This window comes from Hahella sp. CR1, assembly GCF_029813005.1.
GTDB lineage: Bacteria > Pseudomonadota > Gammaproteobacteria > Pseudomonadales > Oleiphilaceae > Hahella.
The window spans coordinates 967,571-986,386 of sequence record NZ_JAPELK010000001.1; the positions used below are offsets into that span (position 1 = coordinate 967,571).

Sequence of the window (18,816 nt, forward strand, 5' to 3'; positions counted from 1 at the left end):
CGAAGGGCTTCCCAGAGCGTAAAGCCGAATCAGGAGTAGGAACACGCCTATTCCACCGCCGCCAACGCCGCAGAACATTTCTCCCGTAAAAAGTCCCGCAACAAAAGCGCGGCGGGCGTCACCTGTTTCTTCCCTGGACACACCAGATACATGCTGATTTCCGCGCAGGCGTATTGGCTCAGGGTGGCGCGCACGCGGCCATGGAGCAGGTCGTCGCTCATGTCGAGCATGGACTTATTGGCCAGACCGACGCCGGCGACGGCCCAGCGGTGGACGGCTTCGGCGTCGTTGCTGATGCGGTCACCCTTGACGTTGACGCTGATGCGCTGGTCGCCGTCGTGAAACCCCCACTGGTCATAGGCGCGCTCATCCACCAGATACAGCAGGCAGTTATGGTGGCGCAGATCCTGCGGCGTCAATGGATCGCCATGGCGTTCGAAATACGCTGGCGAACCGCAGATGATGCGCCGGGTGTTCACGATATTGAAGGCGACATGGTTGGAGTCCGGCGGCGCGCCATAGCGCAGGGCGATATCCACGTTTTCCCGATTGATGTCCGCCACCCGGTCCGTCAGCTCCAGGCGCAGCACGAGATTGGGGTATTGCGCCTGAAACTCGTCCAGCCAGGGCATCAATAGATTGCGCCCAAAATCTGAAGATGCAGAGATGCGCAGAGTCCCGCTGATTTCGCCTTTCTTCGCCAGTAACTCCCGGCGCCCCGCATCCAGGGCGTTCAACGCCGCGCGGCAGTGAAGCAGGTAACTCTCCCCCTCGCTGGTAAGGCGCAGGCTGCGGGTGGAGCGCACGAACAGGGCGGTGTCCAGGCTCTGCTCCAGGCGCTTGATGGCGGCGCTGGCGGCGGCGGGGGTCATATCCAGCTCGCGGGCGGCGGCGGTGAGGCTGCCGTGCAAAGCTGTCTGGTGAAAAACGGTAAGATCGTTGATAGAGGACATTTTCAAAAAATATTTGAAAAAGAAACAACTAATAGGCTGTTTTTCGTTAACAGTCAATGAGAGAGAATGCCTCATCGCCGCATTACGGCCCCGAATTCACCTTCACAGGAGCACGAACATGAAAGCTATTGGTTATCTGCAAGCGCAGCCTATCGATCATCCGGAATCACTGTTGGACATCACCCTGCCTGACCCGCAGCCTCAAGGCCGCGACCTGTTGGTGGAGATCAAGGCGGTGGCGGTTAACCCGGTAGACGTCAAAGTGCGCAGAAGTTCTTCTGCGGAAGGAGACGCTCACAAGGTGATCGGCTGGGATGCTTCCGGTGTGGTGAAAGCCGTGGGAGATCAGGCCAGCCTGTTCAAGCCCGGCGACGAAGTCTACTACGCAGGCTCTATCGCCCGTCCCGGCACAAACAGCGAACTGCACCTTGTCGATGAGCGCATCGTCGGGCGCAAGCCGTCCAATATCGGCTTTGCGGAAGCGGCTGCGTTGCCTTTAACGGCGATCACCGCCTGGGAAATGCTGTTTGAACGTCTGGAGATCGGCAAGCAGAGCGATTCAGCCGGTCCCGCCCGCTTACTGGTAGTCGGCGCCGCAGGCGGCGTGGGCTCCATCATGCTGCAGTTGGCCCGCAAACTGACTGACGCAGTGATCATCGGCACGGCGTCGCGTCAGGAAACCCGCGATTGGGCGCTGGCCATGGGCGCGCACCATGTCATCGACCATCGTCTTCCTTTGCATGAAGAGTTACAGCGCATCGGCATAGACAGCGTGACTCATGTGGCGAGCCTGACTCATACAGAAAAGCATTACAGCAGCATTGTAGAGGCGCTGGCGCCGCAGGGTCGTCTGGCCTTGATCGACGATCCTTCCACGCCGATCGATATCATGCCTCTGAAGCGCAAGAGCCTGTCTCTGCATTGGGAAATGATGTTTACCCGCTCGCTCTATGAAACCGCGGACATGATTGAACAGCATCGCTTGTTGAATCGTGTGGCGGAGCTGGTGGAGGAAGGCGCAGTGCGCACGACGCTGAAGCAGAATCTGGGCAAGATCAATGCGGAGAATCTGAAGCGCGCCCACAGCCTGATTGAGAGCGACGCCGCCATTGGCAAGATCGTGTTGGAGGGATTCTGACACTTTTGGTCCCTTCGGCGTTTCCGTATTGCAACCGCCCCATGCCCGGCTAAGCCGGGCGTTTCCGCTGTTTTCAGCGGCCTTCCGCAAAGTCCAGTTACTTTATTGCAACGGTTTTGTAAGTCTTGCCTAGGACTTCCCGTGGCTTTTCCCGCCTCGAAGCTGGCTTTGATTGTAGTTTCCTCTTTTTTATTTTCTTTCAATGCATTGTTTTTAAAAGAGAAATTATTCTAATTGGTTTTCTTTTTCAGATTGCCCGCGTTATTCAGGTTTTCTGGTATGAAACTTGAAAACTTATCAGCAGTTTTTGTTGAACCGTTGTAGCGCCGCAGAATGTAAGAGGAGACGATTAATGCGAAAGGTGACACTTCTTGGTTTTCTGGGCGCTCTGTTATTGACTGGTATGACGCAGGCTTCCGTCATCGGGGAAGCGGAAGAGGCGACTTGGACCCCGTCGCAAATCCAGGCGGGAGAAATGGCTAAGCAAGGTCGCGCTGCAGTGAGTGAACATCGACCGCATGAGCCGCGTCAGGCGCAAGCGTCGAGAGAGGCGGATGACTGGCTGGACGCCTACGTGCAGGAAATGTTTCAGGTGGAGGCGCGGGCGCCGCGTTTCATTGGCGCCGAACCGGTGGTCAAACCGTATTGGTTCACATTGCTGTTGTCAGACGTCGCCTCCATTCGCTGGTTGTTCTCGCATTTGGGCGGCAATCTGTGGGTGATTGATCACAATGGTCCGGTGACCTATGTTCCGCAGCCATCTACTTTGGCGCTGATGGGGTTGGCCGGATTCGCCACGCTGACGGCGGGATTGCGAAATAAGCATAAATATTGTTAAGACTCCGGGGCCCGGATGTGTCACTATAGGGTCCCCTCAAAAAAATTCCGAATTATTAAAGAGTTGCCTGCGCCGGTCCGTTCCGCTCCGTCTTCCTGCGGACGGGCCGGCTTGGGGCTTGTTTTGCTAACGATTCGCCAAGGTTTGGTGTGAAGTATCGGCAATGAAGATTAGGCGAGCCTTCTCGGAAGAGTGTGTTGTATTGAGTGAGATCGCCATGGAAAGCAAGGCGGTCTGGGGCTACTCCCAGGCGTTTATGGACGCCTGCCGCGCGGAATTGACCTATTCCGAAGACTACATGTCCCGACACACGGTATATACGGCGGTCGCCCGCAGCGGCGAAATCGCCGGTTTCTATTCTTTGCGCGCGCTGTCCCCGGTGTGTACTGAGATGGATGCGTTGTTCGTGCGCCCGGACTATATGCGTCAGGGCGTCGGTCGCGCTCTGATGGAGCATGCGGTGCTGTGGGCCTATCAATCTGGTTATCACCTGATGATGATTCAGGGCGATCCCAACGCCGCCGGGTTTTACGAAACCTTTGGCGCCATTCTGATCGGCTACTCCGACTCCACCCGTTTCCCTGGCCGTAAGCTGCCTTTGTTCCAGATTGCGTTGATCGATCAGGTCTCTGCAATCAGCGCGTCTTTGTAATCCCTTCGTAACCGTTTCCCGCGTCTTTGTGTCGTTATTGGCCTTCTATGTGATTATTTTTTGAACTGTGTCACAAAAAGGACTAATTTATAAGACATCACCAAGAGTCTCTATCAGTGGCGAATTGTCTGACGCCTGACAGGCGATGATGTGTTCCTGAACGGCGCCGACGCGACAATAACAATATAAAGGCTGAGGATTATGGAAACTCTCAATGCTGTCATCACCATCGCCAGCGTGTTGCTGGTGTTGAGCGGCGTCGTTTTGTTCTTCGGGGGCAAGCTCGCCAATCATGGCGCGGAAGCGCGGCAGACGGGCATCTACGCGAACTTCAACGCGCCCACCGTGGTTTTGTTGCTGGCGGGTGTCGGGATGGCGCTAGCTCCACGACTGACCAACAACACTCAATATGGCTTCAACCAGTTACCGGCGCCGGCGGCGGGGATCGAGAGCATGTCTGACGCCTCCAACAAAATCGCCGACGTGGCGCAGTCGGAAAGTCAGCCGCAGGTTTCCATTCAAGCGAAAACGTCGTTATTAACGGCGGGCGGTTATGAACTCATGAGTTATTCCCGCGACAACAAACAAATGCATCTTGTGGGCGGAATGGATCTATACGCGCTCAAGGTCGACCAATACCAGATCTTCGTGGAGCTCAACGCCTACGATGACCAGGGCTTGCGTGATATCTACACTGGCAGCGGCCTGCTGTATTTTGACGGCTCCAACTGGATGCTGGATATGGAAGGCGGTGTCGGGCCGGCCATGTTGACGCAGCAGGAAACGCCTGTGAAGGTCACCAAGGAAGGAGATTTTATCGTGCTGGCCTATGAGACGGACGGGCGCTCTTACCAGTTGATCTGGCTGCAGGATTAAGCGCCCGCGCGGCGTTCACCAACGTCCGAACATGTGAAAAGCGGAGGGGCTGCCAATAGGCGCACTGAAGTCGCCATGTTTGCAGTCCCGCACCAGCGTTTCGAATTGCTGATGATTCATATGAATCAGATCCCGATGATCACCCGCCTCCAGATATAACTCCGCTGAACGCAGCAGCTCGTCGTCGACGATGGTTTCCATCTGATAGGCCAGCCCGACGGCGGGAATGGCGCCGAGGGAACAATCGTCGAACAGGGAAGACAGGGACTTCTCATCCGCCAGCTTCAAGCCTCGCTGCACGAGAGAGCCCAGCTTTCTCATCTGCACTTTGTTGATAGCGGGAAGCACCGCCATCAGATGGCGGCCTTCATGATCCTCCATCACCACGGCCTTGGCCATGTTCTTAAAAGGCACATGGGCGGCGATGGCGGTCTGTACTGCGCCTTCGCTATAAACATGGTGGGTGACGTCATAGGAGATCTGTTGATTGTTGAGGTACTGTCTGACTCGGTAGGCAATAGACATTTTCTCGCCCTCCTACATCTTTTTAACGCACAGGCAGCGCCTGACTGAGCAGGCGCAGGCGGATAAATAGTGAGAAAGCTATTTGTCCGCCGGATTCTTAAATTATAGCTCTTAAGGCTTTGCGTTGATCGTTTTTTGTACTTGTTAAGCGTTTGGATCTGGCCTGGATGCGAAACCTGGCGCTGGTCCGGATATTGCTGTAAGCCCCCTTTGATTCAACCCGCGCCAGCGCCGGCGATCCCGGCATCGACGCGGCGGCGTATTGAGCGATCCTCACATACATACAGGAGCAGTAGATGTCCGTGCAGTGGCGTAAAGGTCTGGCAATCGTTGAGGGCTGCGCCCTCGTAGCCTTAGGGCTGGTTTTTCTCAACAGTTCGCATTTGCTGGTCAGCGGCGTCGCCGGGTGGGCGCTGATCATCGAACACTGGATTCCCCTGAGTTTCGGCGGCTTGTTTTTTCTGCTGAATTGCCCCTTCTTTGTGCTTTCGTGGCTTACCTTGGGGCGCTCCTTCACCTTTAAGTCTTTGGCTGCTATCGCTTTTGTCAGTCTGTTGAGCGATGCGCTGATGGCGTCGATTGCATTACAGGCCACGCCACAATGGTTGGCGGCGTTGATCGCTGGCGGCCTGATTGGCGCGGGGCTGACCTGGATCATGCGTCATGGCGCTTCCCTGGGCGGGGTGAATATTGTCGCGGTCTGGGCCGAGCATCGTTACGACCTGCAGGCGGGGCAGACCCTGTTTGCAGCGGACTGTCTGGTCGCTCTCGTCGGCGCCTGGGTGTTCAATGGCTGGGAGCTGTTGTGGTCCCTGATGGGATTTGTGGTGCTGAGCTGGGTGGTGGGGCGTTATCACAAGCGGGATCAGCTGCGGAGAGTGGAAGCTGAAGAGTGCGAATCGTCTCGTGTCGAGCTGGGAGTCAGATGATTCTTGCAATCTTGATTGTATAAACGATGTTCAGGTATTAGGTCTTAGAGTCTAGATTGGCGATGATGTTTTAGACCGTAAAGATGATAAAAAGCCGCTTTCCCCTTTAATTTTCAGGGCTCTGAGCCTGGGGTAGTGGCGTTGCAGGCGCAGAAAAGCTATTATCGGCGGCCCATTAACCGCAACAACACTAGTATTTTGTCCCTATGAACGCCAACACGGACGTATACTTCCGAGAATCCGATGACAAATCCTTCGCCGAGCGGGTGATCCGCGAGAGTATGGCGGAGTACTTCAACAAGTATGAAGTGGAGTGGACGCCGGAGCGGGTTTCGAAATACTGGGGCGACCACGAAAATTACGATATTTTTTATCGTGAAGAGAAAGTCGGGGTGTTGCGTCTGGCGTTTGACGAAGAAGCCTGCATCGTGCGCGACATGCACGTACTGCCCGCCTACCGCAATCTCGGCGTTGGCAGCCAGGCCATCCAAAGAGCGTTCACCGCCGCCTGGGTGCGCGAATTGCCCTCCGTCCGCCTGAAAACCTTCGTCTGTAATCCATCAAAAAATCTGTACCGTCGTCACGGCTTCGCCCTGATCGACAGGAAAGACAATCTGATTTTGATGGAAAAAAAGGTCGACTAAGTGATTAATCCGGCAGGCGCGTAGATGCGCCTGCTGCTCACAGACTTCCCTCCGCCTGCTCATCCAGCTCCAATATCAGCGCTTCCATACGCTCCCGATAATCCCCTGGCTCCCGCCAGAGCCCACGCTGCATCGCTTCCAACAGACGTTCCGCCATTTCCTGCAACGCCTGTGGATTGTGTTCGCGCATAAAGGCCTGATTGGCGGCGTCGAAGGCGAGGGCGTCGCTGACATTGGCGTATTGGTAATCGTCCACCAACCCTGTGGTGGCGTCATAGGCGAACAGGTAGTCAACGCTGGCGGCCATTTCGAAAGCGCCTTTGTAAGAGTGTCGCTGCATGGCGGCGATCCATTTGGGATTGGTCACCCGTGAGCGAATGACCCGGTTAAGCTCCTCTTTCAGCGTGCGTATTTTCGGCGCAGAGGGGTTGCTGTGATCGTTGAGATAGACGCTGGGGGCATCGCCCCGCAGCACGCTGACCGCGTTGGTCATGCCGCCCTGGAATTGGTAGTAATCGTCGGAATCCAGGATGTCGTGCTCCCGGTTATCCTGATTTTGCATCACCACTTCCAACTGGCCGAGGCGGTAGCTGAACGCGCCGAAGGCCTCTTCTCCCGTCTCATTTTGACCGTAAGCGTAGCCGCCCCATTGCACGTAGGCGCGGGCGAGATCGTTTGGCGTTTCCCAGCAACGCTCGTCGATCAGGCCCTGAAGCCCGGCTCCGTATGCGCCAGGTTTGCTGCCAAAGACGCGGAAACCCGCTTGTCGTCTGGCTTCTTGCGCTGACGCGCCGGCGGCGGTCAGTTGCGCCTCCCGTTCCCGGATATGGCGCTGAATGAGATTGCTGTCGCCGGGCTCCTCCAGCTCCGCCAGTTTTTGCACGGCGGCGTCGAACAATTTGATGACATTGGGGAACGCGTCGCGAAAGAAACCGGACACCCGTAGCGTCACGTCCACGCGGGGACGGTTCAGATAGAACGCGGGGATGATTTCGAAATCCACCACACGATGAGAGCCAGGCGCCCACACCGGTTTCACGCCCATCAGGGCGAAGGCTTGCGCGATATCGTCGCCGCCAGTGCGCATGGTGGCGGTGCCCCAGACCGACAGCCCGATTTGCCTGGGATAATCGCCATGCTCTTGCAGGTGGCGCAGCACCACTTGCTCCGCCGACGCCTGACCCAGCTCCCAGGCGGTTTTGGACGGAATCGCGCGGCTGTCCACGGCATAGAAATTACGTCCAGTAGGGAGCGTATCCAGACGTCCGCGGGTGGGCGCGCCGCTGGGGCCGGGTGGCACGAAGCGTCCCGCCAGCGCGCGCAGACTGTGTTGAATCTCGTTGTCGGCGCTACGCTGCAACGCAGGCTTCAGTACGGTTTGCAGATAGGCGAGCAGGACTGAGGCGCCGGGCAGGCTGTCCCGCAGCGCGGTTATCGGCGCATCACTCAGAACATATTGCTCAACCAGTTGTTGCGCATACAATTCCAGTCGTTCCCGCGTATGCTGTTCCGTCCGCCAGACTGACTCCAGCAGCGCAACCAGAGGCTGCGGCCGTGCGCCCAGCCAGAGGCGGGCTTGCGGTTGCAGGGGATCGAATGGGGCATCGCCGTTGACGGACATCTGCATATCCGCCGCCAGCGCATGCAATAGGCCGCGATCATCAGGCTGTTCGCCACGAGGCAGTCGCACCAGCGCCGTCAGAGTGTCGCGCATCTGTGCAGGTTCCGGCAGTTCCCCCAAGCAATGCAGACCATCGCGGATCTGCGCCTCTTTGATGTCGCAGAGGTAGGTGTCCAGTTCCTGCAGCACGGCGTCGTCGTCCGGTTCCGCGCCAGCTTGCGACAGCTCCGCCAGCACGTTGGCGCTGCGGGCTTTCTGCAGAATTTCACGGCGCAGGTGATTCTCTCGACGCGCATCCAGACCCATGGCCTGATAATACTCGTCCACCATGCGCTCCAGCTCCGCCAGTTCGCCATAGACTTCCGCCCGGGTCATGGGCGGCATCAGGTGATCGATGATCACCGCCTGGGCGCGGCGCTTGGCTTGCGCGCCTTCGCCGGGATCATTGACGATAAAAGGGTAGATATGCGGCATGGGGCCAAGGGCGATATCCGGCCAGCACTGCTCCGACAGGGCCACGCCCTTGCCCGGCAGCCATTCCAGATTGCCGTGTTTGCCCACATGCACGATGGCGTCGACTTCGTAGGCGTGGCGCAGCCAGAAGTAGAAGGCCAGATAGCTGTGAGGCGGGATCAGGTCGGGATCATGGTAATTAGCGGCGAGATCCATGTTATAGCCCCGCGCAGGTTGAATGCCGACGAAGGTTTCCCCCAAGCGGACGCCGGACAGCATCAACCTGCCGGCGCGACATTTCGGATCTTGCTGCGGCGCGCCCCAGCGCTCCAGTACAGTCTGTCGACAGCTCTCCGGCAGGCGATTGAAGCAGGTTTCGTAATCCGCCAGGGCCATGCTTTGATGGCAAGGCAGTAGTTCAAGGGTATCTGGATTATTGGTGATGGATGACTGCAACAGTTCGATCAGCGCAGCGGAGTTTTCCGGAATATCCGACACCGGGTATCCCGCCGCCTGCAGGCCACGCAACAGGTTTAATGTGGAGCGTGGCGTATCCAGGCCAACGCCGTTGCCTATGCGGCCGTCCCGGGTGGGGTAGTTGGCCAGCACCAGGGCGATACGTTTGTGGGCGTTGGGCTTGGCGCTCAGACGACTCCAGCGCAGCGCCAGTTCGGCGACGAAGCGGGCGCGCTCTTCCTGTAACGCGTAGCGCACCACATTCAGCTGACAGCGTTCGCTGTAGTGATCGGAGTCTTTGAATCCCACTGCGCGGGTGATGACCCGGCCGTCCAGTTCCGGCAGGGCGATATGCATGGCGATATCCCGGGAACGCAGGCCGCCGCTTTGCTCGCGCCAGTCCACTTCACTGCTGGAAGCCAGAATCACCTGCAAAATAGGGACGTCGACACTCAGTGGATGGGTATAGTCAGTGGGCGTTGATGAGAGAGAGGCGTTGCCGGTGTTTTGCAGCGCGAAAGCGGTGGTGTTGAGAATCACTGTAGCCGCGCTGTGCTGGCACAGCAGATCTACCGTTTCCAGACAGGCGGCCTCTTTCAGGGAGGCTACCGCCAGCGGCAGCGGGTTCAAACCCTGTTCCTGCAGTACGCGAATCAGCCCGTCGAACATGGCGGTATTGGCTTCCTGCAGGTGGCTGCGATAGAACAGCAGCAGTGCGGTGGGCTGGTCTGCGCGCCACTCATCGCGCCAGTCCTGCAGGGTGGCGTCGGCGATGTGCGGATGATAGATCAACGTGCGCGGGATAACCTGCGGCTCAAGCCAAGGCAGGTTCCAATCGAAAAAAGTGGTCGCAAGATAGCGAAACAGCTGCTCACTGTTGCCGCGTCCGCCTTCCCGCAAATAGCGCCAGACGCGATGAGCGCAGGCGGCGTCGACGTTGCCGCCGTTCAGCAGTTGCTGGTCTTCGCTGTCATCGCCAGGAACCACAATCAATGTGCGTCCGGGACGCCGCGCCCAGTCCTGCAATTGCTCCAGTCCATAGGGCCAATAAGACGCGCCGCCAAGCAGCGACAGCACCACGACTTTGGCGTGGTCCAGCACCTGGTCCCGATAGAGGTCGAACGCCGCTGGTTTGCTCAGGTGCATCCAGTTGGCGAGCCGCAGGCTGGGATAATCATCCGGCAGCGTCTCCGCCACCTGGGCGAGCAGCGCAAGCGCGCCGTCCGCCGCGGTGAGAATCACCAGATCCGCTGGCGTTTGTTGCAGATCGACGATCCCTTCGCCGTCATTGAAACCGCCTGGTTGCGCCGCCAGCAGATGCATGGGCTCAGACTTCCGCCGCGCTCAGGGCGTCACGTAGAGCGGAGGCGTCAATGCCCTGACCGATGAACACCAGACGGGTTTTACGGTCTTCGTCAGCGCCCCACAGGCGGTCGAAATAATGGGCGATGCGGTCGCCCACTGCCTGCACCACTTGGCGCATGGGCTTATCGCCGTTGGCGACGAAGCCTTTGACCCGGTAGATCGTATTGGCGCTGATGAGGTCGCGGGTAATCGCCAGGAGCTTGTCGCTGTCCACGGCGCCCAGCGTAATGACGCAGGAGTCGAAATCGTCGTGGGCGTGGCGGTGATGATGACCGTGGTCATGGTGATGATCATGATGAGTGTGGATGGCTTCGATGCGCTCTTCCGTCGCGGCTTCCAGGCCAATCAGCACTTGCGAATCCACCTCGCCGTTGGCGACGAACAGGGTTTTCACCCGCTCCGGCAGCTTCGCCTGCACTTGTTGCAGCGCCTGTGCGCGGGCGTCTTCATCGAGACAGTCGCTCTTACTGATAACCACCAGATCCGCCGAACTGAGCTGGTCGTCCAGCAGTTCCCGCAGACTGGGATTGTGATCCAGACTATCGTCCGCCTGGCGCTGTTGCTCCACCCGTTCCGGGTCGTGAGCGAAGCGGCCTGCCGCCACAGCCGGGCCGTCCACCACGGTAATGACTGCGTCCACAGTGCAGAACTGCTTGATGTCTGGCCAGTTGAACGCCTGCACCAGCGGCTTGGGCAGCGCCAGACCGGAGGTTTCAATCAGGATATGGTCAATCTGATCGCGGCGCTCCACCAGCTTCTGCATCACGGGCAGAAATTCTTCTTCCACCGTGCAACAAATACAGCCGTTGGCGAGTTCGTAAATGCCGGAATCCGTTTGCGTGGCGGCGTTGTCGTCGCAATCCAGAGGACAATTGCGCAGCAGGTCGGCGTCGATATCCAGCTCGCCGAACTCATTGACGATTACTGCGATGCGTTTGCCGTTGGCTTGTTTCAAAAGATTGGACAGCAGGGTGGTCTTGCCGCTGCCAAGAAATCCGGTGACGACAGTGGCGGGAATTTTATTCAGTTGCACGTTGGGGCCTCTTGCAGTGTTCCTTAAGATGCGGCGGCGCGTACTCCTGCGCCTCGATTAATGAGTCGCATTCTGCGCCAAATCTCCCGGATTTTCATCCTCTTAGAGTGGGGGAGCGCAGATCGCCAGGGGAATAAAAGCGTATGGAGACAAGCCGGATAGCGGGTAGATTTCACGGCGCGCCAATACCTCGCGCCCAGTGAATGACGACCGGCGTGGCGGGCGCGTATTGACTTTACCGCCGGAGATTTACATCTTTAGCAGACTTAACCTTGCAAGCGTTAAGCGTCGAAAGGACCTGCCTGAAAAGGATGTGATGTGAACGCTACTGCTATTGTCCGTATTCTCTGCACTCCGTTGGCCTGGGTGGCCGGCGTCCTCTATGGCGCGTTGCTGGCGCTTATCTACTACAACCTGCGCGTCGAGTGGGGATGTGATCCTGAAATGTATGGCGGCGGGGATTGTCTGGCGGAAGGTTGGGACGCCTGGCCGGGTCAGGTAAGGTTTGTCTGCGCCGGACTGGTAGGCGTTTGTGCGGTTGTCGCCGCGACCTTTATTGCACCCGCCTGGAAGCGCTGCGCTTCGGCGGCGGCCAGCGTGGCGGGAGGAGGCTTGATGTATCTGTTGCTGGGCATTTACGCGTTAGCCGGCGCTCTGGCGTGCGGCGCGATTGCCGGCGTGATCTACGACGCCTTGTCCCGACGCAGTAAGGCGCCTAAGTGAAAGAATATTCCCGCTTGTGGGAGAGCCCCCGCGTGCAGGGCGTAGAGTTGCTTTCCGCCGCGTTTAACCGTTTCTCATTCAGCAAACACTGGCATGACCAGCTTGCCGTGGGCGTTATTCTGCAAGGCGCTGAGGGACTGGATTATCGCGGCGGCAAAGTGGTGATTCCCCGTGGCCAGATCGTCGCCATTAATCCTGCGGAGCCGCATACCGGCTTCGCCGCCAGCGATGGCGGCTGGCGCTATCGCATGTTCTATTTCGAAGAAGCCCTGCTGCGGGAAACGCTGCGTGAGCATCGCAATGGTTTCTCGCCCTTTCTGCGGGGTCCGGTAATTGATGATCCGGCTGTCTTTTCGTTGTTGCTGGAACTGCATCAGGCGTTAGAGACGGAGAGCTTTTCTCTGGCTCAGGATTCATTGCTGACCGCGGCGCTGCATCAGCTTTTCCAGCGCCATGGCGATGGCGGCGAACAAGAGACGAGGCGCGTTCAGGATCTGCAAGGCTGTCTGCGGATTCGCGATTACCTGCATGACCACTGGCGTCGCAATGTCGCCCTGGAAGAGTTGGCGGGGCTGACCGGCATGAGCCGCTTCCAGTTGATTCGCGCCTTCAAGCAACGCTTTGCGCTGACCCCTCATCAATTTCTGATATTGCTGAAAACCCGTGAAGCCAAACGGCTGTTGGAGGCGGGTATGGAGCCGCTGACGGCGGCTCTGGAATGTGGTTTCTTCGATCAAAGTCATCTGCATCGCAATTTCAAGCGAGTGTATGGCGTGACCCCCGGCAGTTTCGCCAAACGCAATTTCGTACAAGAACCCTTCTCTCCTTCCGTCATAGATTAGCGCCTGTTGTTGGTCGCCTCTGCGAGACTGTAGGCGGCTTTGGAGTCAATGCAGGAAGTAAATCTATGTCGTTAAGTTTTATCGCGGCCTGGCTGGCCGTCATGTTCCCCCTTGTTTTCAGTCCCGGACCCGCCAATGTGGTGTTCGCCGCTTCTGGCGCGCAGTTGGGCGTTAAGCGCTCATTGCCCTTGATGGCGGGTATCGATCTGGTGTTTCTTCTTAAATCATTGCTGGTGGGGTTTGGCCTGGGAGCGGTGATGCAGGAGTATCCGCAAAGCTACGCCATTCTGCGCACCGCGGGCGCCTGTTATCTGTTTTATCTGGGTTACTGCTTTTTCCGCCCTGCGCTGTCTGGAGAGCCGGCCGCCCCCAAAATCCTTGGCTTCAAAGATGGCCTGATCATCCAACTGCTCAACGCCAAAGGGTGGGTGATGGTGGTCCTGATGTTCTCCTTGTTTGGCGCTCAAGGCGAAGGGGCGACGGCGCGGGCGCTATGGCTGGCGGCGATGCTGGCCTGTCTTAATATCTGTACTCATCTTGCCTGGATCGCTGCTGGCGCGGTGCTGGTGAAGCGCCTGACTGGCGGTCTTGGCCAGCATGTTCAGGCAGTTTTGTTCGGCGGCGGCTTGATCGTTGTCGGCGTCTGGTTACTCCTGGGTTGACCTACCCTATCTTGCACCCGGCTTCGGCCGGGCTTTTTTATTTGCTCTGTTTGATTGGGAGTTTTTAATTTCCCAGGACGGGTTTTCGTCACTTTCATCGCTTTCATTTCTTTGGCGCGCGATGGGCGTCGTCCTCCATTGTTTCCAGCGCCAACCTTTTCATGCATAGAGTTTTGGAGCAGATAATGGAAGAAGTATATAAAACCCCGGAATCCTCCCTTATTGACGGCCGCAATAGCCGCAAACCCGTTGGTGATTACCGCCTGTATAAGTTGCCCGCAGTAGGGCTGGCGACGTTCTTCGGCACTATTCTGGCCGGCGGCATTATCCTTTCTTACAACTTCAAGCAGCTTGGCCGTGAAGATATGGCCCGCAATGCTTTGGTGTTCTCTCTCCTGGCGTTAGTGGTGATCTTTGGATTGGCGTTCTTTGTGCCGGATATTCCTGGCGTCAACGTGGTGTTCACCGTCGTACAGTTGGTGGCGATGATGCAGATCGCCAAGAAGTACCAGGGAGATGATGTTGAACATCATATGGCGAACGGCGGCGCCATGATCTCGAATTGGGCGGCGTTTGGTATTTCGCTGCTGGTGCTGGTTGTCGTGATTGGGTTGTTGTTTGGCGTTGGCATGCTGCTGCCGTATTGATCAAATAAAACTGATTTGAAATATAAGAGAACGCCCGGGATTAGCCGGGCGTTTTCGTTTTAAAGACTGGCGGGCTGCAGCGTGAACTGGCGTCTGCGATGCAGGGCGGCGAACGCCAGCATCAGACCTGCCAGTCCCAGCAGCAGCCACTCTTCAGGCTCAGGAACCGGAGATGCGCTGAACATGTCCATCGGGGCGCTGAAAGCTTCTTGTCCGGTCTCTACCTCTCGATCAAAACGATCCGCCTTTTGCTCCGCTTCCTCCAGCGCTTTTTTCTGACGCTCTTCCACCAGTACGATCATGGACGAGTAGTCCGTCACCATATGTTCGGCTTTGGCGATCGCGTGCAATTGATCCAGCACCTGGACATCGGAGGTGTCGCGGGTCTGCGCCAGATATTCCAGCCAACGGCGTGCGGCGATAGCAGAAAAGAAGTCCTCCCCACTTTGCACGCTGTTTTTCTCCGCCTCGGCGCTGGTGTTTTCATCCATGTACCAAAGGTAGTGAGGGGTGATGGCGAACAAGCCGTCTTCTGCTCGTCCATGCCGGAACTGGTGGGTGATGATCGCCTCCGGTAGCGATTGAGTGACGCCGCCATGGCTCTGCTTGAGCAAGTCCAGTGTCTGGTCGCGGTAGGCGTAAGCCAGAGCGCCGCCCAGGTGAACCAGCCATACCGGCGGCATCTGGGTGGCTTTGAATGAGACCTGGGACTCCTGTTCATAGCTGCCGGCGTCGGTCAGCAGCATTACCGCCTCATAATCCTGCATTGCGTTTCTGCGCCAGTCGGCTAACTGGTTCATGGGCAGACTGTCGCCATAAAACTCTTCGGCTGCCGGCAGGGTTTTGATGGGCTGGCAGCGCGTATGGCACAGATAAATTTCGTGGGCGATATCGAGCTGTTGTAGTTGCTTCAACGCTGCCGCTACATTTTCCGTCTGCTCGCCCATGCTGTAAGAACCGTCGATAAGAATGGCGTAAGGCGTTGTTGATGCTTGGATATTCCATTGCGCATCAGCGCCGGTGCGGGGAACGGCGCGAACGCGCTGGCCAGCGACGACGGCGTCATGCTGCTTGCGCAGGACGACCGCTGACATCGGTGCAGTAGTGGGGAGCCATGCATCCTCTTCAGTGCGAATTGGCTGGCCGTTGAGAGTGCGTTGAGTTCGATCGCTCCAATAGGCGTTGCGCTTTTCCAACAGCTGAGGCAATGGCCAGGCGCCTTGGTCGTCCAGGGTGGTTTTATATTCCACCGTTAAATACATCGGTTTGAGCTCGTAGTCCGTACCCAGTCGCAGGCCCATGGAGCGGTTGTACTCGGCTCTACGAGGCGGAACGGGAAAGGCGCGCAAACGATATTGACGGGGGCCGACCTGTTCCAGCAAAGAGGGGTCGATACGTCGGCTCACTTCGTCGTTGTAAACCTGTTGCGCTGCGCCGCGAGGCGCCACAGCGTAGACAAACTTGTCCAGATCCGTCGCATCGTCGCTCAGCCATAGGCCCGTTAACGCGGCTTCTTCCGGCAGGCTGAAATGGAACGTGACCTCATGATTGTTGTAGGTCTGGTTCTCCAGGGTTTGCACTATGCGAATACGCGCGCTGTCGTCTTGCGGCTCGACCGTGATCGCCATGTTGGTGATCAATACATGCCGGTTTAGCACGTCCACCAGTCCGGCAGCGGGGCTGCCTTGGTCGAAGGTGGCTTTGAGGGCGTTTAGAATCGCCTCCGGTTCTCCTTTTTCGATGGGCTGGTCGAAGAATTTCTGGTAGTAACGGGCGGCGCGCTCTTTATCCTCGTGGAAGTAGGCTCCATCGTAAAGAAAGGGCGTCGCCAAAAAGTCGAAGACGGCTTGTGATACTTTCGCCAAAGCATGGTCCGCATCGTCAAAAGCGCCCAGGTAAGCGTCATACACGGCGCTGTTTCTTTCGGTAGTCGATAGATAACGATAGGGCGCCAGATAGGCGTTGATCAGCCCTTTGCGCAAGGCGTCGTGTTCTTCTCGCGGAATACTGGGGATCGTTTCGCCAGGTCTGAATTGCTGGTCCAGGAACGCCATGCGTTCAAATGTTTCCTGTTGCGGCTGCTGATTCAGGACGGCGAACAGGACGGCGTTTAGCCCCAGTATTCCCGCTGTGATAGCGCCGGCTTTGGCGCGTCCAAGACTGGCGTCCGCAATGCGCCATTCACGCAGAAACTCCCGGATGTAAAGGAAAATCAGCACAAAGGGGAGCGCCAGAAAGACCACGCAAGTCGACAGGCCACATATCAGCGCTACCAGGAAGAGTAGATAGTTAAAAATATCACCCAGGTGGCTTAGTTTGATCTCTCCCAATAATTCGAAGAAGCCTGCGGTGGCGGGAATAAAGAACGGCGCGAGCAGCAGCGCGCAATACAGTCCAGTCAACAGCATGGTCATGGCGAGACTGAGTCGCAGCCACATGGGGAAACGAGTGTGGAGGCCGCCCCACAGACAGGCGAGATAGGCGAATAGGGCGATCAGTATATTGATCAGCACATGCGTGACGCCCGGATTGAGCTCGCGCAGCAGGAACATTGTGCTCAGCATGATAAAGATGATGGGCATTTCCACGCCGTAAAACAGTTTGATCAGCGCGGTGGGATTTTTCCGGAAACGCGTGAAACCCAATCCGATACAGAGCGCCGGTATCGCCACCAACAGGGTGGCGAACAATGCGGTGAACCCGCTGTGCAGCCCGATGAAGGCGCCGGTGATCGCGGGCATGGTGAAATGGGGAATGATCAGGACGCCCGCAAGCACGGCGTAGGTCAGGTTCCAGAACCAGAACAGGAGGTAGCAGCAGACCGCTATCCACACAGGTAACTTCTTATTTTCCATTGTCGCTCCGTTCAGCGCCGGAAGCCTCAGCTCCGGTCAGGATGTGTTGAACATGTTGGCGCAGTAAAGCTGTCGCCTGCGCCGCAAGGTCGGGAGAAATCATGCTGTTCCAGGCGACGGAGACCATCACCCAGGATTGTTCTGGTTCACGCCAGGCGGAAAAGACGCGGGAGGAATAATCCGCGGTTTGCCTGTCGGCGGACTGGAACCAATAAAATGCGGAGCGGGCGCCTTGGTCGAGGCGCAGATATTTAATCTCGCTTTGGTCCGGCAGCACCCAGGTTTTCTCATCATCAATGCTGACGCCCTGGGATCGATAGCAATTACGGGGATCGTGCTGGGCTTTCCAGTAGCGGCTGTGCACCAGAATCAAACTGCCCTGCATGTCCCGCCAGGAAAACAGGTATTTGCGGGCAGTGGCGGCGTTGCGATCAAAAAAGCCGGCTTCTATGTCGGATAAGGGAGCCGCCTGCGCGGCGAACTGTGGCGGCGCCGGCAGGTCGACCGATGCGTCCGCCAGCGTCTGTTTCGGGTGCGGTGTATAGCCGAACAGCGCCAGAACCAGGAGAGCGGCAATGGCGAGTTCCCCGTTACGACGCCAAACCGATGGCTCCGTCGAGGCTGATCCAGAGAAACGGGAGAAAGATGATGGCGCATTGTTCTGGTCCGCCTGAGGACGCGACGGCGCCAAGATCAGAGCGAGCCAGGCCAGGGCGCAGGAGAGCACGAATCCCAGTGCGCCGAGGGCTGTATGAATGTGATCCGCAACCTGCGGCGCATCCAGCGCCAGATCTGTATACACCAGGGCGGTAATGCGCAGCGCGTTGAAGAATATCAGTGCGCTGAGAAACAGCATCATGACGGCAAGCCAGCGCCAGGACAGCGCCTTGCGCTCCAACCAGGTGAGCAGCAGGAAAAAGATCATACCCGCCCAGATTCCTTTCAAGCCGCTGCAGGCCAGATCCACCACCGCCGCTTTGTTTTCAATCAGGATGATGGACTCGTTGGACATGGGAGGAACGCCCAGCGCAGAGAGTAAGTTTCCAGCCAGATCGGCGCACAGCAGGCGCAGGGGAAAGCCAAGATAAATATCCAGATAACCTTCAAAGGGCAGTGCGAATATCAGCAATGCGCAGGGGATCAACGCGCTGCGCCAGAGACTGGGCGCGACATACAGGCCCAGCAGGCCGTAACTGGCGGTTGTCATCAGCGTAGCGGAGAAGATATGAATGCCGGTGACGTACTCGTTGAGTAGATACGCAAAACAGCTGGTCGTCAGCAGGGCGAAGGGAAGCATGCGCCATTGAAACGCCAGCCCATGGCCAGAAGATGTTTTTCTCCTGTAAGCATGGATCGCTACGCCGACCAGTAACAGACAGGCGAGGACATGGAACTCGTTTTCCGGCGTCAGCATCTGGTTTCCTATCCAGGCCAGGACAGGGCTGAACAGCCACAGGAAAAGGGTGGCGATAATCACGCGAACGCCAATGCGATAAAGCGGCGGGCTGAACAGGGATGTTCTGGATAATGCGTTTGGCGGCATGCGTATCTGAAGGTCAGGATAGAGATATCAGTGAGGCATTATCTCTACTTAATCGGGCGAA

16 protein-coding genes are annotated in these 18,816 nt (G+C 57.5%); 10 read left to right on the plus strand and 6 right to left on the minus strand.

Translation table 11 applies throughout. The features are described from left to right. Positions 1-47: 47 nt before the first annotated feature. On the minus strand, positions 48-953 hold the full coding sequence (locus tag ONV78_RS04345; RefSeq protein ID WP_216739325.1) for a LysR family transcriptional regulator: 906 nt from the start codon (positions 951-953) through the stop codon (positions 48-50). A 118-nt stretch (positions 954-1,071) separates the two neighbouring features. Between ONV78_RS04345 and ONV78_RS04350 the strand changes: the two genes are divergently transcribed. From ONV78_RS04350 to ONV78_RS04365, 4 genes are all read left to right on the plus strand, one after another. After that, positions 1,072-2,091 (plus strand): zinc-binding alcohol dehydrogenase family protein, encoded by a 1,020-nt coding sequence (locus ONV78_RS04350; protein WP_279501405.1) that lies wholly within the window; start codon positions 1,072-1,074, stop codon positions 2,089-2,091. 352 nt (positions 2,092-2,443) lie between these two features. Continuing rightward, positions 2,444-2,929, plus strand: coding sequence for a hypothetical protein (locus ONV78_RS04355; protein ID WP_216739327.1), 486 nt, complete (start codon positions 2,444-2,446; stop codon positions 2,927-2,929). Between the two features lie 163 nt (positions 2,930-3,092). Continuing rightward, positions 3,093-3,581, plus strand: a complete 489-nt coding sequence (locus tag ONV78_RS04360) for a GNAT family N-acetyltransferase (protein ID WP_127973954.1) — start codon at positions 3,093-3,095, stop codon at positions 3,579-3,581. Between the two features lie 201 nt (positions 3,582-3,782). Beyond that, positions 3,783-4,457, plus strand: coding sequence for a hypothetical protein (locus tag ONV78_RS04365; RefSeq protein ID WP_279501409.1), 675 nt, complete (start codon positions 3,783-3,785; stop codon positions 4,455-4,457). 15 nt (positions 4,458-4,472) lie between these two features. On the opposite strand, the gene ONV78_RS04370 is transcribed toward ONV78_RS04365, so the two are convergent. After that, positions 4,473-4,982 (minus strand): YbaK/EbsC family protein, encoded by a 510-nt coding sequence (locus ONV78_RS04370; RefSeq protein ID WP_279501410.1) that lies wholly within the window; start codon positions 4,980-4,982, stop codon positions 4,473-4,475. Positions 4,983-5,278: 296 nt separating this feature from the next. Here ONV78_RS04370 and ONV78_RS04375 point away from each other — a divergent pair, with 296 nt between their 5' ends. Both ONV78_RS04375 and ONV78_RS04380 read left to right on the plus strand, forming a co-directional pair. Next, positions 5,279-5,911, plus strand: a complete 633-nt coding sequence (locus ONV78_RS04375; RefSeq protein WP_279501413.1) for a YitT family protein — start codon at positions 5,279-5,281, stop codon at positions 5,909-5,911. Between the two features lie 206 nt (positions 5,912-6,117). Further along, the gene (locus tag ONV78_RS04380) at positions 6,118-6,555 is read left to right on the plus strand and encodes a GNAT family N-acetyltransferase (protein ID WP_216739332.1); all 438 of its coding nucleotides are present in this window, start codon (positions 6,118-6,120) and stop codon (positions 6,553-6,555) included. A 37-nt stretch (positions 6,556-6,592) separates the two neighbouring features. On the opposite strand, the gene cobN is transcribed toward ONV78_RS04380, so the two are convergent. Both cobN and cobW read right to left on the minus strand, forming a co-directional pair. Beyond that, on the minus strand, positions 6,593-10,408 hold the full coding sequence (gene cobN / locus ONV78_RS04385) for a cobaltochelatase subunit CobN (RefSeq protein ID WP_279501415.1): 3,816 nt from the start codon (positions 10,406-10,408) through the stop codon (positions 6,593-6,595). A gap of 4 nt (positions 10,409-10,412) precedes the next feature. Further along, entirely contained in the window at positions 10,413-11,483 is a 1,071-nt protein-coding gene (gene cobW / locus ONV78_RS04390) for a cobalamin biosynthesis protein CobW (RefSeq protein WP_216739334.1), read from the minus strand. Between the two features lie 318 nt (positions 11,484-11,801). Here cobW and ONV78_RS04395 point away from each other — a divergent pair, with 318 nt between their 5' ends. The 4 genes from ONV78_RS04395 to ONV78_RS04410 all read left to right on the plus strand — a co-directional run bounded on the left by ONV78_RS04395 (position 11,802) and on the right by ONV78_RS04410 (position 14,357). Continuing rightward, a complete protein-coding gene (locus ONV78_RS04395; RefSeq protein WP_279501418.1) occupies positions 11,802-12,206 on the plus strand; it encodes a hypothetical protein in 405 nt (134 codons plus the stop codon). Further along, positions 12,203-13,048: an AraC family transcriptional regulator gene (locus tag ONV78_RS04400; protein WP_279501421.1), complete on the plus strand. Its 846-nt coding sequence runs from the start codon at positions 12,203-12,205 to the stop codon at positions 13,046-13,048. The genes ONV78_RS04395 and ONV78_RS04400 overlap by 4 nt, the downstream gene beginning before the upstream one ends. Before the next feature lie 65 nt (positions 13,049-13,113). Then, on the plus strand, positions 13,114-13,710 hold the full coding sequence (locus ONV78_RS04405) for a LysE family translocator (protein ID WP_279501423.1): 597 nt from the start codon (positions 13,114-13,116) through the stop codon (positions 13,708-13,710). Between the two features lie 185 nt (positions 13,711-13,895). After that, on the plus strand, positions 13,896-14,357 hold the full coding sequence (locus tag ONV78_RS04410; protein ID WP_216739337.1) for a hypothetical protein: 462 nt from the start codon (positions 13,896-13,898) through the stop codon (positions 14,355-14,357). A gap of 59 nt (positions 14,358-14,416) precedes the next feature. Here the strand turns inward: ONV78_RS04410 and ONV78_RS04415 are convergent, their stop codons facing one another. Both ONV78_RS04415 and xrtO read right to left on the minus strand, forming a co-directional pair. Next, on the minus strand, positions 14,417-17,212 hold the full coding sequence (locus ONV78_RS04415; protein WP_279501424.1) for a TIGR02921 family PEP-CTERM protein: 2,796 nt from the start codon (positions 17,210-17,212) through the stop codon (positions 14,417-14,419). Further along, positions 17,202-18,755, minus strand: a complete 1,554-nt coding sequence (gene xrtO / locus ONV78_RS04420; RefSeq protein ID WP_279501426.1) for an exosortase O — start codon at positions 18,753-18,755, stop codon at positions 17,202-17,204. Before xrtO ends, ONV78_RS04415 begins: the two co-directional genes overlap by 11 nt. Between the last annotated feature and the right edge of the window lie 61 nt (positions 18,756-18,816).

Bases quoted from the DNA above. Each gene is read 5' to 3' on its own strand.
- xrtO (WP_279501426.1), bottom strand. From the start codon at position 18,755: ATGCCGCCAAACGCATTATCCAGAACATCCCTGTTCAGCCCGCCGCTT.
- ONV78_RS04345 (WP_216739325.1), bottom strand. From the start codon at position 953: ATGTCCTCTATCAACGATCTTACCGTTTTTCACCAGACAGCTTTGCAC.
- ONV78_RS04355 (WP_216739327.1), top strand. From the start codon at position 2,444: ATGCGAAAGGTGACACTTCTTGGTTTTCTGGGCGCTCTGTTATTGACT.
- ONV78_RS04415 (WP_279501424.1), bottom strand. From the start codon at position 17,212: ATGGAAAATAAGAAGTTACCTGTGTGGATAGCGGTCTGCTGCTACCTC.
- cobN (WP_279501415.1), bottom strand. From the start codon at position 10,408: ATGCATCTGCTGGCGGCGCAACCAGGCGGTTTCAATGACGGCGAAGGG.
- ONV78_RS04375 (WP_279501413.1), top strand. From the start codon at position 5,279: ATGTCCGTGCAGTGGCGTAAAGGTCTGGCAATCGTTGAGGGCTGCGCC.
- ONV78_RS04410 (WP_216739337.1), top strand. From the start codon at position 13,896: ATGGAAGAAGTATATAAAACCCCGGAATCCTCCCTTATTGACGGCCGC.
- ONV78_RS04370 (WP_279501410.1), bottom strand. From the start codon at position 4,982: ATGTCTATTGCCTACCGAGTCAGACAGTACCTCAACAATCAACAGATC.
- ONV78_RS04360 (WP_127973954.1), top strand. From the start codon at position 3,093: ATGAAGATTAGGCGAGCCTTCTCGGAAGAGTGTGTTGTATTGAGTGAG.
- ONV78_RS04405 (WP_279501423.1), top strand. From the start codon at position 13,114: ATGTCGTTAAGTTTTATCGCGGCCTGGCTGGCCGTCATGTTCCCCCTT.
- ONV78_RS04350 (WP_279501405.1), top strand. From the start codon at position 1,072: ATGAAAGCTATTGGTTATCTGCAAGCGCAGCCTATCGATCATCCGGAA.
- ONV78_RS04380 (WP_216739332.1), top strand. From the start codon at position 6,118: ATGAACGCCAACACGGACGTATACTTCCGAGAATCCGATGACAAATCC.
- ONV78_RS04365 (WP_279501409.1), top strand. From the start codon at position 3,783: ATGGAAACTCTCAATGCTGTCATCACCATCGCCAGCGTGTTGCTGGTG.